This window comes from Oceanicoccus sagamiensis, from assembly GCF_002117105.1.
Lineage (GTDB): Bacteria > Pseudomonadota > Gammaproteobacteria > Pseudomonadales > Dasaniaceae > Oceanicoccus > Oceanicoccus sagamiensis.
This window is the reverse complement of the sequence record NZ_CP019343.1, coordinates 3,690,539-3,705,519: the sequence shown is the minus strand read 5'-3', so window position 1 is coordinate 3,705,519 and position 14,981 is coordinate 3,690,539. Positions and strand designations below refer to the sequence as shown.

Annotated in this window: 14 protein-coding genes; 9 read left to right on the top strand and 5 right to left on the bottom strand. The window is 47.8% G+C overall.

Annotated features, from left to right (window positions below; genetic code table 11):
* Nucleotides 1-14 precede the first annotated feature (14 nt).
* A complete protein-coding gene (locus BST96_RS16815; RefSeq protein ID WP_085759811.1) occupies nucleotides 15-1,433 on the bottom strand; it encodes an aldehyde dehydrogenase family protein in 1,419 nt (472 codons plus the stop codon).
* A 141-nt stretch (nucleotides 1,434-1,574) separates the two neighbouring features.
* Between BST96_RS16815 and BST96_RS16810 the strand changes: the two genes are divergently transcribed.
* Nucleotides 1,575-2,261 (top strand): TetR/AcrR family transcriptional regulator, encoded by a 687-nt coding sequence (locus BST96_RS16810; protein ID WP_169714024.1) that lies wholly within the window; start codon nucleotides 1,575-1,577, stop codon nucleotides 2,259-2,261.
* 85 nt (nucleotides 2,262-2,346) lie between these two features.
* Here BST96_RS16810 and BST96_RS16805 read toward each other — a convergent pair whose 3' ends face one another.
* The gene (locus tag BST96_RS16805) at nucleotides 2,347-3,480 is read right to left on the bottom strand and encodes an acyl-CoA dehydrogenase family protein (protein WP_085759809.1); all 1,134 of its coding nucleotides are present in this window, start codon (nucleotides 3,478-3,480) and stop codon (nucleotides 2,347-2,349) included.
* Between the two features lie 245 nt (nucleotides 3,481-3,725).
* On the opposite strand from BST96_RS16805, the gene BST96_RS16800 reads away from it, so the two are divergent.
* From BST96_RS16800 to BST96_RS16765, 8 genes are all read left to right on the top strand, one after another.
* A complete protein-coding gene (locus tag BST96_RS16800) occupies nucleotides 3,726-4,430 on the top strand; it encodes an SDR family NAD(P)-dependent oxidoreductase (protein ID WP_085759808.1) in 705 nt (234 codons plus the stop codon).
* A 46-nt stretch (nucleotides 4,431-4,476) separates the two neighbouring features.
* Entirely contained in the window at nucleotides 4,477-5,925 is a 1,449-nt protein-coding gene (locus BST96_RS16795; RefSeq protein ID WP_085759807.1) for a coniferyl aldehyde dehydrogenase, read from the top strand.
* Between the two features lie 88 nt (nucleotides 5,926-6,013).
* Complete coding sequence (locus BST96_RS16790) at nucleotides 6,014-7,069, top strand: AraC family transcriptional regulator (protein WP_085759806.1); 1,056 nt, start codon at nucleotides 6,014-6,016, stop codon at nucleotides 7,067-7,069.
* A gap of 98 nt (nucleotides 7,070-7,167) precedes the next feature.
* Entirely contained in the window at nucleotides 7,168-7,950 is a 783-nt protein-coding gene (locus BST96_RS16785) for an enoyl-CoA hydratase-related protein (protein ID WP_085759805.1), read from the top strand.
* 20 nt (nucleotides 7,951-7,970) lie between these two features.
* Complete coding sequence (locus BST96_RS16780) at nucleotides 7,971-8,627, top strand: nitroreductase family protein (RefSeq protein ID WP_085759804.1); 657 nt, start codon at nucleotides 7,971-7,973, stop codon at nucleotides 8,625-8,627.
* Between the two features lie 26 nt (nucleotides 8,628-8,653).
* Complete coding sequence (locus tag BST96_RS16775) at nucleotides 8,654-10,132, top strand: carotenoid oxygenase family protein (RefSeq protein ID WP_085759803.1); 1,479 nt, start codon at nucleotides 8,654-8,656, stop codon at nucleotides 10,130-10,132.
* A gap of 16 nt (nucleotides 10,133-10,148) precedes the next feature.
* Nucleotides 10,149-10,775, top strand: coding sequence for a glutathione S-transferase family protein (locus tag BST96_RS16770; RefSeq protein WP_085759802.1), 627 nt, complete (start codon nucleotides 10,149-10,151; stop codon nucleotides 10,773-10,775).
* 11 nt (nucleotides 10,776-10,786) lie between these two features.
* Nucleotides 10,787-11,962 (top strand): hydroxymethylglutaryl-CoA reductase, encoded by a 1,176-nt coding sequence (locus BST96_RS16765; RefSeq protein WP_085759801.1) that lies wholly within the window; start codon nucleotides 10,787-10,789, stop codon nucleotides 11,960-11,962.
* A 38-nt stretch (nucleotides 11,963-12,000) separates the two neighbouring features.
* On the opposite strand, the gene BST96_RS20785 is transcribed toward BST96_RS16765, so the two are convergent.
* The 3 genes from BST96_RS20785 to BST96_RS16750 form a co-directional block, all read right to left on the bottom strand.
* Nucleotides 12,001-12,696: a VPLPA-CTERM sorting domain-containing protein gene (locus BST96_RS20785; RefSeq protein WP_085759800.1), complete on the bottom strand. Its 696-nt coding sequence runs from the start codon at nucleotides 12,694-12,696 to the stop codon at nucleotides 12,001-12,003.
* Between the two features lie 239 nt (nucleotides 12,697-12,935).
* Entirely contained in the window at nucleotides 12,936-13,577 is a 642-nt protein-coding gene (locus BST96_RS16755) for a PEP-CTERM sorting domain-containing protein (RefSeq protein ID WP_206045359.1), read from the bottom strand.
* Nucleotides 13,578-13,724: 147 nt separating this feature from the next.
* Nucleotides 13,725-14,975: an MFS transporter gene (locus BST96_RS16750; protein ID WP_085759798.1), complete on the bottom strand. Its 1,251-nt coding sequence runs from the start codon at nucleotides 14,973-14,975 to the stop codon at nucleotides 13,725-13,727.
* Nucleotides 14,976-14,981: the final 6 nt, after the last annotated feature.

Here is a 14,981-nt window from a genome sequence, read left to right as displayed (position 1 = left end):
CTCGTTTTTAAGGATTAAAGTTGTAGTGACTTAATTTCAATAAATTCTGTCAGGCCATGAGCACCCAGTTCGCGACCGTTACCCGATTGCTTATAGCCACCAAACGGTGCGGCGATATTAAAATCACCACCATTGATAGCAATCTGCCCCGTGCGAATTTGTCGGGCCACCGCTTTAGCCGCGTCAACATCAGGACCCCATACCGCACCGGATAAACCAAAGGGACTATCGTTAGCAATAGCAATCGCTTCTTCTTCAGTGTCGTAAGGAATAATAGACAGTACTGGGCCAAAAATTTCTTCCTGAGCAATGACCATATCGTTAGTCACATCAGCGAAGATAGTCATAGGAACATAATAACCTTCGGTTAAACCTTCTGGCATATCAACGCCACCGGTTACCAGAGTGGCACCTTCATCAATACCCTGCTGGATATATTTTCTAACGGTAGCCTGTTGAGATTTGGACACCATGGGGCCCATACCTGCCGCTTCATCAAAAGCACCGCCTACAACAACCGTGGCTGCGGCACCTTTAGCAATAGCGACCACCGCATCTTGAGACTGACGAGGCACGATTAGACGGGTTAATGCAGCACAGGTTTGGCCAGTATTAATACTTAAGCCAATCACTGCCGCGCCAACGGCCGCTTCAAGCTCGGCACCATCCAGAATAACGCTGGCTGACTTACCACCCAACTCCTGGGTAACACGCTTAACGGTAGGCGCGGCCAATTCAGCAACACGTACACCCGCCTCGGTAGAACCGGTAATCGACAGCATATCAACATCTTTATGGGTAGCGATGGCTTCTCCCACGACGCGACCAGGGCCGGTTACCAGGTTAAAGACACCCGCAGGTAAACCCACTTCATCGATCAGTTCAGCAAACTTAAAGGCATCCAGAGGCGTTTCTGAGCTTGGCTTTAATACCATGGTACAACCCGCCGCTAGCGCCGGGGCTACCTTGCCTACGATCTGATGCAAAGGGTAATTCCAGGGGGTGATAAAACCACACACACCGATAGGTTCTTTGATAATCAGTGAATTAGCCAATTCTTCTTCTTTTTCCATTTCAGCTGGAAGGTCGATATAAGACGCCATCACACCGGTAGGTAGACCCACCTGAATAGCGACAGACCAGCCAACAGGCATACCCAATTCTTCAGAAATCAGGCTAGCCAAGGCTTCTTTATTCTCATCCAATTTACCGGCTAATTGGGCAATATAGCCCGAGCGCTCAGCCGCAGAAGTGGCGGCCCAGGCTGGAAAGGCCGCTTTTGCCGCCGCTACAGCCGCATCTACATCGCTGGCATCACCATTGGGCACTGAACCACAGGGCTGCTCTGTAGTGGGGTTAATAACTTCGATAGCACCGCTACCACTGGGCTGGACCCACTCTCCGTTAATATAGAACTTCTCGTAGCTGTGCATTGTTTACCCCTTAATTGCTATTATTTGTCTAAATTCAGTCGTTTTTTATTCAATCTTTCGTTTATACTGCCATCTGACGCTGTCCTGTTTAAAACAGTCAGTCTTGTTTTTAAATATATCACTATGAGGAGCGGAGACGCAATGTCCGCCAACAAACCGGATAAATTAACCAAAAGTAAGAGCGCAGATGGAGTTAGCTGGCAAGCCCAGAAAAGTGCCATGACGCGCGATCGCATACTGGATGCTGCTATCGATTGCTTTATTAACCTGGGTTACACGAATGTGACCACAGCTAAGGTTGCCGATTTTGCGGGTGTTTCCCGCGGCGCGATGCTGCACCACTTCCCTTCTAAAACCGAGCTAATCCAGGCAGCTGTTGAATATCTGCATGATAAACTGCTGGAAGATTACACCACTCGGGTTGCCCAGATTCCAGCCGCACTGGAAGGCAAAGAGCGCCGCCGTGGTGGCCTAGAAGCCTATTGGGACCATCTGACCGGCGATTTATTTGTCGCCTATCACGAGCTTTGTGTCGCCGGCCGGACTGACCCTGAGCTTAAAGATATTCTGGAGCAGTCCATTACCAAGTTTGAAGATCATGTCCGAGTGTCAAACTCGGAAATGTTTAGTGGCTGGAGTGACCGCGGCGACTTGTTTTTACTGGCCATGGATGTGACCAAGTTTATGATGGAAGGAATGGCTGTAGGCCAGCTCGTCACCAACCGCGATGAACGTGTAGGCCGCTTGTTGGATTATTTGTCTGACCGCTTGGAAGAAATCTTTGACGAAAGCGGTGTTACCGCTATCTCCAGGCACTCTGAAAAATAAACGACTGCCAAGCGGTTAAAAAAAAGGCTGAACATAGAGTATGTTCAGCCTTTTTTATGTCTCAGGTTTTAGCGCTTATTCAGCTTTACGCCGATAAAGCCGTGTAGCGGCTTACATAATAATCCTCATCACCATACAACATCCCCAGAACCAGCAAACGCTTAAAATGATGGCTGATATTCAACTCATCCGTCATACCAATACCACCATGTAATTGAATGGCTTCTTGAGAAACAAAGCGCCCTGCTTCAGCAATTTTAACTTTTAGCGCCGCACAGGCTTTGGCTTTATCGGCACTGCCTTCATCAGCCTGAATAGCCGCGTTAAATAATAAGGAGCGGGTTTCTTCAACCTTGAGGTACATATCCGCCATTCTATGCTGCAGGGCCTGAAAGTTACTGATTGGCTGACCAAACTGTTCACGGGTTTTGGTGTACTCAACCGTGTCATTTAATAGCAGCTGCATAGCACCCAGTGCTTCACCACCCATGGCAATAATCGAATCATCGATCACCGCTTCCATTAAAGGCAGCGCATTACCGAGCTCACCCAGTAATTGATCAGCAGCCACCTCAACATCCTTAAATTCAATATTGGCAGCACGGCTACCATCAACCGTATTAAAGGCTTGCTTGCTAATACCGGCCTGACTGGCATCGACAATAAACAAACTAACACCCGCCTTATCCCTAGCCTCGCCACTGGTGCGGGCTGAGACAATCAGATAATCACTGTGATGGCCGTTTAACACCGCTGTTTTAGCGCCATTAAGGCGGAAACCACCGTCGCTGGCCTCAGCTGTGGCGCTAACCGCCGCAAGATTATAACCGGCAGCGTCTTCCGCAAAGGCAAACGCCCACTGTTTAGCGCCTTCAATAATTGCCGGGATATGAGCCGCTTGCTGCTCAGCGCTACCACCGAGACGTAAAAAACCGCCACAGGTTACTACCGTCGTTAAAAAGGGTTCGCGGACCAGCCCCTTTGAAAGGGCCTCGCTCATCACCATCACATCGGCTGCACTGCCGCCAAAACCGCCCTGCTCTTCAGTAAAAGGCACGCATAACCAGCCAAGCTCGGCAAACTGCTGCCAAACCTCGGCGTCATAACCCAGCTCAGTCTGGTTTAAGCTGCGGCGACGCTCTACATCACAGTTATCACGGACAAATTTGTCCACACTGTCTTGTAATAAGGTTTGTTCTTCAGTTAGTGAAAAATCCATAGTTGACCTATTCTATCTTTATCAATGTGACGAAATACCAAAATTTATTGTTTGCCCTGCTGGAAGCCAACGCCCTCCGCTGAGCGGGCTTAAGCTACGCTATTACGCGCTATAAAGCCATCTTCGGCAATTTACAGGCCGCTTATGCTAACAAAGCACCAAGGACAAAACAATCAGTACCTACTGTTTTATTTTTGTCCTAATTGGTTTAAAGTGGGCTCTTCTGGCCATTAGCGGTAATAGCAATGACTCAAAAAATCTGTGTAGTCACCGGTGTCGGCCCCGGTATTGGCAAAGCCTGCTGTGAGTTCTATGCCAGCAAGGGCTACCATATTGTAATGATGGCCAGGCAAAAGGACTACTTAGAGGCAGTTGCCAGCGAACTGAACGGCAGCGCCACCGTGATGCCACTCGATGTGACGGATGAGCAAGCGGTTAAGCAAGCCTTTGCCAGCATTATGGCAGACTATGGCCAGATCGATATTCTGATCTATAACGCCGCAAGAGGCTGTTTTGGTAGTTTTTTAGAGGTTGACCCTAAAGAGCTTGAGTTAAATTTTGCGATTAACACCATGGGGCTACTGTATTGCGCCAGAGCAGTGGCACCCAGCATGATTGAACGCGGCGCTGGCTCTATTATGGTAACCGGCAATACGGCCGCTACTCGAGGCGGCGCCAAGTTTGCCGCCTTCGCACCATCCAAAGGCGCAGCTCGACTACTAACCCAGTCGATGGCCAAAGAATTAGGTCCACAACAGGTACATGTTTCGTACCTGATCATTGATGCAGCGGTTGACGGGCCCTTTGCCCGCAACCTCTGCCCTGATGAAGAGGACGACTTTTTTATCCAGCCGGCAGCGATCGCAGAGAGTATTTGGTATCTCGATCAACAGCCAAGTAATTGTTGGACCTTTGAATTAGACTTACGGCCACACCGGGAATCCTGGTAGCCGCTTAGATAACATTAAATGATTGAAAGAACCTGAGGAACAGAGCATGAACGCAATTGATGATCCAGTAACTACCGCCAGCCAGCAAATGAATGTGGTACTTGAAAAGCAGAAACAAGCTTTTATTGATGAAGGCGCCGTTAGCCTGGCCACCCGTGTCGACCGAATGGACCGATCGATTGCGCAGCTTAATAAATATTCCGACAAACTGGTCGAAGCGATGAACAGCGACTTTGGCCATCGCTCCCCTGAGTTCAGCAAAATGTTTGATGTCGCCGCCGGTGTTGGTCCCATGCAGCATGCGAAAAAACACTTAAAGCAGTGGATGCGCACAGAAAAAAGAAAAACCATGTTCCCGCTAAACTTCCTCGGTGCAAAATCACGGGTTGAATACCAGCCTCTGGGTACTATTGGTATCATCAGCCCATGGAACTTCCCGGTTAACTTAACTTTTGGTCCACTGGCCAATGCCTTCGGCGCTGGTAACCGCGCGATGATCAAGCCATCAGAATTCACCCCTTCTACCTCTGAAGTGATGAAAGAGATGATTGAAGAAGCCTATGACGACAGTGAAGTTGCCGTCTTTACCGGTGGCCCGGAAGTTGGCCAGGCGTTTAGCGCGCTAGCCTTTGATCACTTAATCTTTACCGGTGCAACCTCAGTTGCCCGCCATGTTATGTCAGCGGCAGCCAAGAACCTGGTACCACTAACACTTGAACTTGGCGGCAAGTCGCCGGTTATTATCGGCCGCGATGCGGATTTAAAACTGACCTGTGATCGTATTATGTGGGGTAAAGTAACCAACGCAGGTCAAATTTGTTTAGCACCGGACTACTGTTTTATTCCAGAAGAAAAACTGGACCAGGTGATTGAAGGTTTTAAAGCCTCGGTAGCGGCAATGGTGCCTACCATGCTCAATAACAAAGACTTCACCTCGATTGTTAATGAGCGTCACTATTCACGCCTGCAAAGCTATATTGCCGATGCCAAAGCCAAAGGCGCCACCATTATTGAATTAAACCCGGCTAACGAATCCTTTGAGGGGCAGCCACACCATAAAATGCCTCCTACGCTTATTCTTAATGCACCAGATGATGCACTGTGTATGCAGGAAGAAATTTTTGGCCCGCTAATGCCTGTTAGAACCTATAAAGATTTTAAAGACCCAGTAGCCTTTATTAACAAACAGCCTCGTGCATTGGCGCTCTACTACTTTGGCCACAATGCTCAGGAAGAGCGCTATGTGCTTGACCACACCATTAGCGGCGGCGTCACCATTAATGATGTGTTAATGCATGTTTCTCAGGAAGACCTGCCCTTTGGTGGTGTTGGCCCCAGTGGCATGGGTTGCTATCACGGCTTTGACGGTTTTAAGGCGCTTAGCCATGCTAAAGCCATTTACAGCCAATCGAAGAAGGACCTGGCCAGCATGACCGGCATGGCTCCTCCTTATAATGAGAAAACTGAAAAAACGATAAAAATGATGCTTAAGTAAATCAATGGCGGTGGCGTGGTGCCCTCGCGGTTACCACGCCCCATATTGTTGACTCTAAGCCGTAACAACCAATAAGCAGTAAAAAATTATGTCTAGAATACCTAATCACTTCGTCAGGGCCAGCTTAAGCGGAATCGACGCTAAAGAAGGCGAAATAGAAAGTTTGTTGGCCAGTGCCGGCATTACTCTATCCTCTTATTATCAGCCTCAGGGCTGGATTAAACCAGAGCAATATATCGCTCTCGTACAAAGTATTTGGGATCACTCCAACGATGAGTTTTTTGGTTTAACCAATCAACGTTGTAAGCCGGGTCTGTTTGCCATTATGGCCAGGATGAGTAATCACTACTCATCACTGCGCACGGTTTTTGAAGAATGGGTTAATCTGTATAACGTTACCCGCGAAGATTTGTCACTGGACTTTGCTGTTACCGGGGACAAGGCCACCATCAGCTTTAACCTGGCCAACCCGGAAAAAGATCCGATGCATTTTTTGACCGAATTTACTCTGGTGACTATGCATCGCTTTGCCAGCTGGTTAACAGGCCGGCATATTCAATTGCAGCAGGTTTCATTGGCCTACCCCAAGCCCGCTCACTTTCGCTTTTATAAAGACTTATTTCCCTGCACTGTGCTCTTCGATCAGCCCAGCACTAACTTTACTATTGATGCCAGCGACTTAAGCTTGCCGCTGATTAGAAACCAGCGCGAATTATCACAGGCCTTAAAAAGTGCTCCGGCGGCCTTTCTTGAATTACCGGATGACGATCATAGCTACAGCAATCGCACCCGCGTTATTCTGCTGAACTTCTACCGTCAGGAACAGCGCTTCCCCAATTTGGATGAAGCCGCCGATCATCTTGCGGTGAGCCAGAGAACACTGCGTCGTAAATTAAAACTGGAAGGTAATAACTACCAGGAAATTAAAGACCGTATTCGCCAGGATATCGCGATCGACAAACTCAAACGAGAAAATATCAGCCTTGAAGATATTGCCTTGCAGCTAGGTTTTTCTGAGCAACACGCCTTTGCCAGAGCCTTTAAACGCTGGACCCAATTAAGCCCAGCCAAATATCGCGATCAAACCCTGGCCATGCATATTAACGGCACATCCGATCAAGCCAGCTATTCCGTATTTTACTAATCCGCTTGTAGGGTGGATTATTAATCCACCTTCACCACCGTCATTGGTGGATTACAATCCACCCTACATAAAACGTTTCTATTCTGAGTGCTAAAGCCATGACCTCACCCTATGAGTTTTGTACCGTAGAAAAACAAAACCACATCTGGGAAATCACCATTAACCGCCCGGAAAGCATGAACGCCCTGCACCCTCCAGCTAATTTTGAGCTGGAAACTATCTTTAATGATTTCTCTGTTGATAGCAGTGCCTGGATTGCTATTCTTGTTGGCGCAGGTGACAAAGCCTTTTCTACCGGTCATGATTTAAAGTATCAAGCAGCCGGCAACAAAATTGAAATACCGAAGACAGGCTTTGCCGGCCTAACCAACCGCTTTGATCTTGATAAGCCAGTGATTGCAGCCGTTAACGGTTATGCGATGGGCGGCGGTTTTGAAATTGCTCTGGCCTGCGATTTAATCGTTGCCGACCAAAGCGCCAAATTTGCTCTGCCGGAAGTTAAAGTTGGGCTAGCGGCTGTTGCTGGCGGCATTCATCGCCTGCCCCGCCAAATCAATGAAAAACTGGCTATGGAATTATTACTCACTGGTCGTAGTGTCGATGCGGAAGAAGCCAGATCCCTCGGCCTTGTCAATCAAATCACAGCATCGGGTCAAGCCTTATCCGGTGCCAGAGAATTAGCCGGCACACTGTTAAACTGCTCGCCCGTTTCACTGCAGGTCACCAAACAGATGTTCCGCGAAGGCCAGGCTATGCCGGATCTGGAAACAGCGGTTAGCCACCGCTACGATGCCTTTACGCGCATGGCCAGCAGCAAAGATTTTATTGAAGGCCCCAAAGCTTTCGCCGAAAAAAGAAAACCCGAATGGTCCGGTGAATAACACCCACAAAGGATAGAATAATGACAAAACTCAACCTCAGTGCCGATGAAGTCTTAACCACTACCCGCGCCGTTCGTAAACGGCTGGATTTTGACCGTCCTGTGCCTATGGATATCATTAAAGAATGTCTGGAGATTGGCCTGCAATCCCCCTCCGGTTCCAATTCACAGGGCTGGCAATTTGTGGTGGTCACCGATGCCGATAAAAAAGCAGAGATCGCCACATGGTATCAAAAATCCTTTGAGGCCTATGAAGCAGGGCCCGCACAGCCCACCAAGCAACATCAGGATGACCCTTCCATGAAGGAGACTCAGGAAAAAGTATTAAGCTCCGCTAAATTTCTGGCCGATAATATGGCCAGAGTGCCTGCCATGTTAATCCCCTGCTTTGCCGGTCGCCTCGATGCCCCTGAAGTCCCTCACTACGTTGCTGCGGGCACCTACGGCTCAATCCTGCCCGCCACCTGGAGTTTTATGCTGGCCGCCAGAGAGCGAGGTATCGGCAGCTGCTGGACTACCCTGCACCTTAACTATGAGCAAGAAATCGGCAAAATTTTGGGTATCCCTGAAGGCTATAGTCAGGCGGCCCTTATCCCGCTGGGTTATACCAAAGGTACCGACTTTAAAGTTGCCCCTCGTAAGCCTTTAGACGGTGTACTGCATACCAACGGTTGGTAAACTACAGGCAAAAAAAGGAGAGTGTTATGAGCAGCGCAACACCTTTAACTTTGCCCAACCAGCCCCGAGTCCTGCCAGGCTGTGAGCAGCAGGGCTATGCCAGCCTCGACGAAGAAGCCAGTTACTGGGTTAACCCGGAGACGGTTATCGGTACTATACCCACCGATATTGAAGGCACCCTATTTCGCAGCTGTACTGGCCGCAATAAAATTGGTGAGCAGCAATTTGGTCATTGGTTTGACGGTGACGGGATGATCAATGCCGTAACCTTTAAAGCGGGTCAGGTGCATTTTAAAAACCGCTATGTTCGCACCCCTAAATATATGCATGAAACCGCCCAGCAACGCATTCTCTATCGCGGTGTAGGCACGCAGATACCCGGCGGTTTTCTAAAAAATATCTTTCGCACACCGGGTAATGCCGCCAATACCAATGTGATTCTGCACGGTGGTAAATTGCTGGCGCTCTGGGAAGGCGGCAAACCTTATGAACTAGACCCCGCCACGCTGCAAACCGTTGGTGAATATAACTTCGACGGCATGCTCTCCACCGGTCAGCCCTTTAGCGCCCATAGCCGCCATGATCCCCGCACCGGCTTTCTGTATAACTTTGGCGTATTTGGCATTCCAAAACCCAAACTGCATTTTTATAAAATTAACCCTGAAGGTGAAATGGTCGATAAAAAGTCACACTATGTTGGCGACTATTCTATGTGCCATGACTTTGCCATTACCAAAAACCATGCAGTCTTTGTGCTATGCCCTGCCTTTATGCGCTCACCATTTAAGTTTCTGTTTGGCTTTAACAGTATTATGCAATCGATTGAGTTTGACCCCAGTGAGAAAACCAAGGTGGTGGTTATCGATTTAAATACTTTGCATATTATCAGAGAGTTTGAGTTTGATAGTTTTTTTGGCTTTCATCTCGGCAATGCCCACGAACAAGGCAATACCCTCCATGTTGATGTGCTGTGTGTCGACACGATGGATTCAATGGATGGGCTCTCCGATGTATTTCGAGATAGAAGCAATGATGAAGATTTTTTAGAAAAAGGCACGGTACTTAAACGGTTTTCGTTAGATTTAGATACCGGTAAAGCACACTCAGCAGTAGCCAAAAATTCCATTGCCGGAGAATTTCCGCTATGGAACTGGCAATACACTGGCGTAGAAAATCGCTATACCTGGCTGGGCACTATTGTTGAAAACGGTACCCCCTATGGCTTTAATGCCTACCAAAAGATTGACCACCACACAGGAGAAGTTAGCCTGCATGATTTTGGTGAAGGTCGCTTTACCTCGGAACTTAACTTTATCCCCAAGGCCAACGCCCAGACAGAAGATGACGGCTATTTAATCGGTATTATTTATAACCACCACAAAGGTAACAGCGAAGTGGTTATTCTTGATGCCAAAGATATCCAGACTGAAATAGCTATTATCCCGCTGCAACAAACCATCCCCTTTGGCTTTCATGGCGGCTTTTACCCGCAAACCTTTATTTAACTGATAAGAATTCTTTATGCCAACACTCTATTCAGCCGTAGGCCCCAGCGCGAGAACCGTCAGAATGTTTATCGCCGAAAAAGGGCTTAAGATCGACCAGCAGGAAGTCAACGTACTGGCTGGCGAAAACCTTAGTGACGAGATGATAAAACTTAATCCCGGTAAACAACTGCCCTTTATGGCACTGGATGATGGTTTTATTCTGGCAGAGAGTTTGGCTATCTGTGAATATCTGGATGAAAGCTACCCCGAACAACCACTGATGGGCAGCAACGCCAAAGAGCGGGCCGAAACAAGAATGTGGTGCCGCCGTATTGATCTGCGCATTATGGAACCGGCTATTCAGGGAACCAAAGCTTCCGATGCCTATGAGTTTTTTAAGGACCGTTATTTTTTAGTCGTTAGCGGAGCCAAAGAATTAAAAACTCTGTCGCAAAAAAATCTCGTTTGGTTAGAGCAACAACTGGGTAATAAACCCTATATCTGCGGCCAGCGTTTTAGTCTGGCAGATATTCAATTATTCAGTTTTTTGGACTTCACCAAAAGCCTTCCCAAAGAACTCACCCAATTAAACCGCTGGTTTGATGCCATCTCTGCACGCCCCAGTGTTGCTGCCAGCCAACACCCCTCAGTCAAAGTATAGGACTAGCCGCTATGAGCGATAAAAAAATTCCTCGCAATAAAGACAATGATTATACCGAAACCAGCGCCCAGACCCGCCGGGACTTTATTCAGCAAAAAACCGATGCTCAGCTGACTCATCTTTCCCAGTACTCTACTGACGTTAGCACCCTGCCCGGTAATATTGAAAACTTTACCGGTATGGCGCAAGTACCCGTAGGCTTAGCAGGTCCGGTATTGATTAATGGCGAGCATGCACAGGGGGAGTTTTATGTACCACTAGCCACCACCGAGGGCACACTGGTGGCCAGCTATAGTCGTGGCATGCGTTTGCTAACCGCCAGCGGCGGTGTAAAAACCACCGTACTGGAAAGCTATATGCAACGAGCACCGGTATTTTTATTTGCCAGTGCCGGTGAAGCCCGTGATTTCGGTGACTGGTTGGAACAGCGTTATGAGGATATTAAAGCCGCAGCAGAAGCCACGACCAGCATCGGTAAACTTCACCATATCGACCAGTATGGTATTGGCCCTATGCGCTATTTGCGCTTTAGCTATACCACGGGTGATGCCGCTGGCCAGAATATGACGAACAAGGCCACCTATGCGGCCTGTGAATGGATTAAACAAAACCATCCCAGTAACGCTATTCGCTATATGCTATCCGGCAATATCGATTCTGATAAAAAGTATTCCCGCCTAAACACACTAAATAGCCGAGGCAAGCGGGTCGTTGCCGAGGTGACGATTCCCAGCGATGTCTTAAAGGATGTAATGCGTGTTGATGGCAAAACTCTGTTCCAACAACGACAGGTTTCTAATACCGGCTCACTGATCGCCGGCAATGCCAATAATGGTGCCCATGCCGCTAATGGTTTGACCGCTATGTTTATTGCCTGTGGCCAGGATGCCGCCAATGTGGCTGAATCCCATGCTGGTACGGTTTACTGCCAACTGCTTGATAATGGTGACTACTATTGGTCGATTACCCTACCCTCATTAATTGTTGGCACCTATGGCGGAGGTACGGGTTTATCAACGCAGAAAGAGTGTCTGGATATTCTGGGCTGTTATGGCAAAGGCAAAGCGAATAAGTTTGCAGAGATTGTAGCGGCGACGGTATTGGCGGGAGATATCTCTTTAGCCAGCTCGATTATGGCTGGAGACTTTGTTGCCAGCCATGATCAATATGGACGCAATAGGCCTTAATGCACCAGCCATTGCTTTTCAGGGCAATAGAAACAGCGCTACCGGCGTCGAGCAATACCAGCCATACCCAATAAGGCCGATGCAAACAACCAGGCAGAAGCGGGTACAGGCACGGTGGAGGCAGTAGCAGTGAACACCAGTTTCTTTTGAATCCAGGCTGCATCACCCTGCTCATCAGTGGTGGCCATTAACGTGTTTTGCAAAGAGACCGCAACATGGTCGGCCTGCCCGAAAAAATCACGGGATGGGTCTACTGACACATTCATTGACCAGGTTTGTAATCCGCTTGACGTGCCGCTGGCATCAAAGGAGTCACTATCAGACAGGTAATCCAACACGGAATAATTACTACTGACCGTTAACATTAAATCTGCGTTCACACTGCCATCATTTGTAATTTCATAATCACCAAACTCAAATACCTGCAATGAAGAGATGGCAGTACCGCTATGGCTAAAGACATCACTAAAGACAAAATTGGCGGTAAGCAACTCTGCCCCGGCAGCACCTAAGGCTTCGGCACGAAATACTGGCGGTAAAAAGCGCACATCATCCCCAACAATAGTTGGAGTGCCAAATAGCTGTAGTGCATAGGCATTATCCATAGCATCATACTGATAGCTAATATTATCACCCTCAAGCGTCACGGAGCTGGCCACGGAAAATAACGCGATCGCAGAGAGCGTCAATGCTGATAAAGGCAATATCAGGGGTGATTTTATTAATGAAGGCATAGTATATTTCCCGGCAACTTCTGTTATTTTTATTATCGCAATCAAAAAAAGACTGGCTAACAAAGTGGCAAAGAAACGTAATTTTGTAAAGTTTTTACAGAAATTTTACCCATAAGAGAGTTAATCGCAGGACAAGCTCAGCCAAACCGATCTGTCAACATTCACTTAACGCAGAAAAAAACGTCATAAAAAAAGGGAGCTATAAGCTCCCTTTTAAAGACCAATGGATGTTGCTTGAATCAGGCGGCTTTTTTACGCGTCATACCCAAACCAGCCAAACCTAGCGCTAGTAACGCCAAGCTACCGGGCTCTGGCACTGGGTTATTAACATTGACAGTATCCAGGGTGTAGTTACCGTTGTACATAACGCCAGCAGGGCCACTGCCAATCTGGAATATTTCAAATGTCACTGTATGGGTACCCGCTGCCAAGTCCCAATCAAAGCTACCATTTTCACCGGGCTCACAACCGATAATGCCATCTGCACAGGTGCTCTGGGAGGTATTTTCAAGAAACTTAACATCACCATTCAGTGATACACGAGCAGTGTCATCAGCCCAGATATCAAACGTCAGATTACCACTACCAGACAGAGTAAAAGTCTCAGTAATGGTTAGAAATGGATTAACAGCATCATTAGGCACCTGAACAGAACCCGGAGCGCCAGAATCAACAGAAGAAACCCATTGCGCATCGCCAACAGCAGGCTGCCAGGCATTATGTGCATTGATTTCTACCAACTGACAAGGGCCAACGGTTGCTGTCGTCGTACAAACATCGTCTGTAGTGGACAAAAACGGTACCGATATGGCTTGTGATGAAGCCGCTAAAACACAGGCAGCTGCTGCGGCCTTAAGTGCTGTTTTCATTGTAAATAACATTTTGCTTGTCTCCATGAGCAAATTAAATAACCTGCGATAAACAAAGCAAAAATAAGGCCAAAGTATTTTTCTTCTTTTAAATCATAAGCTTATAAGAAAATATTATCTATAAACCATGTCAACTCGTAAAAAAAATCGACAATAACGCTACTGCTGAGTGGCAGGCTTCTTCAGCGCAAGGCTATAGAGCCACAGCACAGCAATGCTAATCGCCGCTATCCAATAGGTCATATCCGGAGACTGCTTATAAATATACCCCCCAGCCAATGGACCAAAAACAAAGCCCATAGCCGGTATCGAGGAATTTAGACCCGCCAGAGCACCCTGCTCGTTAGCCTTAACCACCAGGGTTGAAGTCACCATAAAACCGGGGGCGGCCAGGCCCATACCCAAACCGTAAAAAGCCATGCCCAGCAATAGCCAGGTATTATTTAGGGCGGAAGCAATCATCCCATAACCGATCACCGAAAAGGGTAATCCCATTTGTACCAATCGCAAGGGGTGACCCCGCCAGCGCTGCACAATCACCATCTGGGAAAATAGCATGGCTGAGGAGGACACCACCATGGCCATAGAAAATTGAATCGCTGCATCCTGACGAGACAAACCCAAACGATCTTCAAAATAAAATCCCAGCGTCATCTGCACCATACCTAACATCGAATAACAGATCAGACTGATAAAAAGATATTGTCGAAAGCGCGGATCAAAAAAGCTCAATTTTTTTACCGCGGTCTTTTGCTCAAAAGTCAGTGTGGTTTTTGGCAGCCAGTACCACACCGCAATAGCGACTAATAAGGTGAAAGTGGCGTGGACCAATAAGGGGGCCAGAAAGCCAAACACCACAAAGGCGGCAAACGCCGGACCAATCATGGTCCCTATTTGACTGGCAGCAGAGAGCCGCCCCATATAAGCCGTACGTTGCTCAATGGGGATCGCATCCACCACATAGGCAGACACCGCCGGTACGGTGGCACACATTAACCAGACTAGAAAAGAACGGGTAAAGACAAATAGCCCATACATCAAAAAGCCACCGAGAATACCCACCAACCCCAAATAGCTAACACCGGTAAATACATAGGTGCCCAGTGAATAGCCTAACAGACCCACCATTAAAATCGGTTTGCGGCCCACTACATCACTGCGCCGCCCCCAATAAGGAGCGCCGAAAAAAAACGCCAGGGAGGTCACTGCGGTTAATGCAGTAATCGCTAATTCTTTGGGCTGAAAATAAATACCCAGAGCAGGCAGGTCCAATACCAACTGATCAACCCCAAGCTCCCTGCCCAACATGGGTAAAATCGCAAACACCACGGTTTGCCCCATACCAATAGTGACCAAAGCACAGTAAATTAATATATTGGTACGCAGGCTTAACGGTTTATCAGAAGACATTTAATC

Coding starts and splice junctions, on each gene's coding strand:
- BST96_RS16815 (WP_085759811.1), bottom strand. CDS start 1,433: ATGCACAGCTACGAGAAGTTCTATATTAACGGAGAGTGGGTCCAGCCC.
- BST96_RS16810 (WP_169714024.1), top strand. CDS start 1,575: ATGTCCGCCAACAAACCGGATAAATTAACCAAAAGTAAGAGCGCAGAT.
- BST96_RS16805 (WP_085759809.1), bottom strand. CDS start 3,480: ATGGATTTTTCACTAACTGAAGAACAAACCTTATTACAAGACAGTGTG.
- BST96_RS16800 (WP_085759808.1), top strand. CDS start 3,726: ATGACTCAAAAAATCTGTGTAGTCACCGGTGTCGGCCCCGGTATTGGC.
- BST96_RS16795 (WP_085759807.1), top strand. CDS start 4,477: ATGAACGCAATTGATGATCCAGTAACTACCGCCAGCCAGCAAATGAAT.
- BST96_RS16790 (WP_085759806.1), top strand. CDS start 6,014: ATGTCTAGAATACCTAATCACTTCGTCAGGGCCAGCTTAAGCGGAATC.
- BST96_RS16785 (WP_085759805.1), top strand. CDS start 7,168: ATGACCTCACCCTATGAGTTTTGTACCGTAGAAAAACAAAACCACATC.
- BST96_RS16780 (WP_085759804.1), top strand. CDS start 7,971: ATGACAAAACTCAACCTCAGTGCCGATGAAGTCTTAACCACTACCCGC.
- BST96_RS16775 (WP_085759803.1), top strand. CDS start 8,654: ATGAGCAGCGCAACACCTTTAACTTTGCCCAACCAGCCCCGAGTCCTG.
- BST96_RS16770 (WP_085759802.1), top strand. CDS start 10,149: ATGCCAACACTCTATTCAGCCGTAGGCCCCAGCGCGAGAACCGTCAGA.
- BST96_RS16765 (WP_085759801.1), top strand. CDS start 10,787: ATGAGCGATAAAAAAATTCCTCGCAATAAAGACAATGATTATACCGAA.
- BST96_RS20785 (WP_085759800.1), bottom strand. CDS start 12,696: ATGCCTTCATTAATAAAATCACCCCTGATATTGCCTTTATCAGCATTG.
- BST96_RS16755 (WP_206045359.1), bottom strand. CDS start 13,577: ATGTTATTTACAATGAAAACAGCACTTAAGGCCGCAGCAGCTGCCTGT.
- BST96_RS16750 (WP_085759798.1), bottom strand. CDS start 14,975: ATGTCTTCTGATAAACCGTTAAGCCTGCGTACCAATATATTAATTTAC.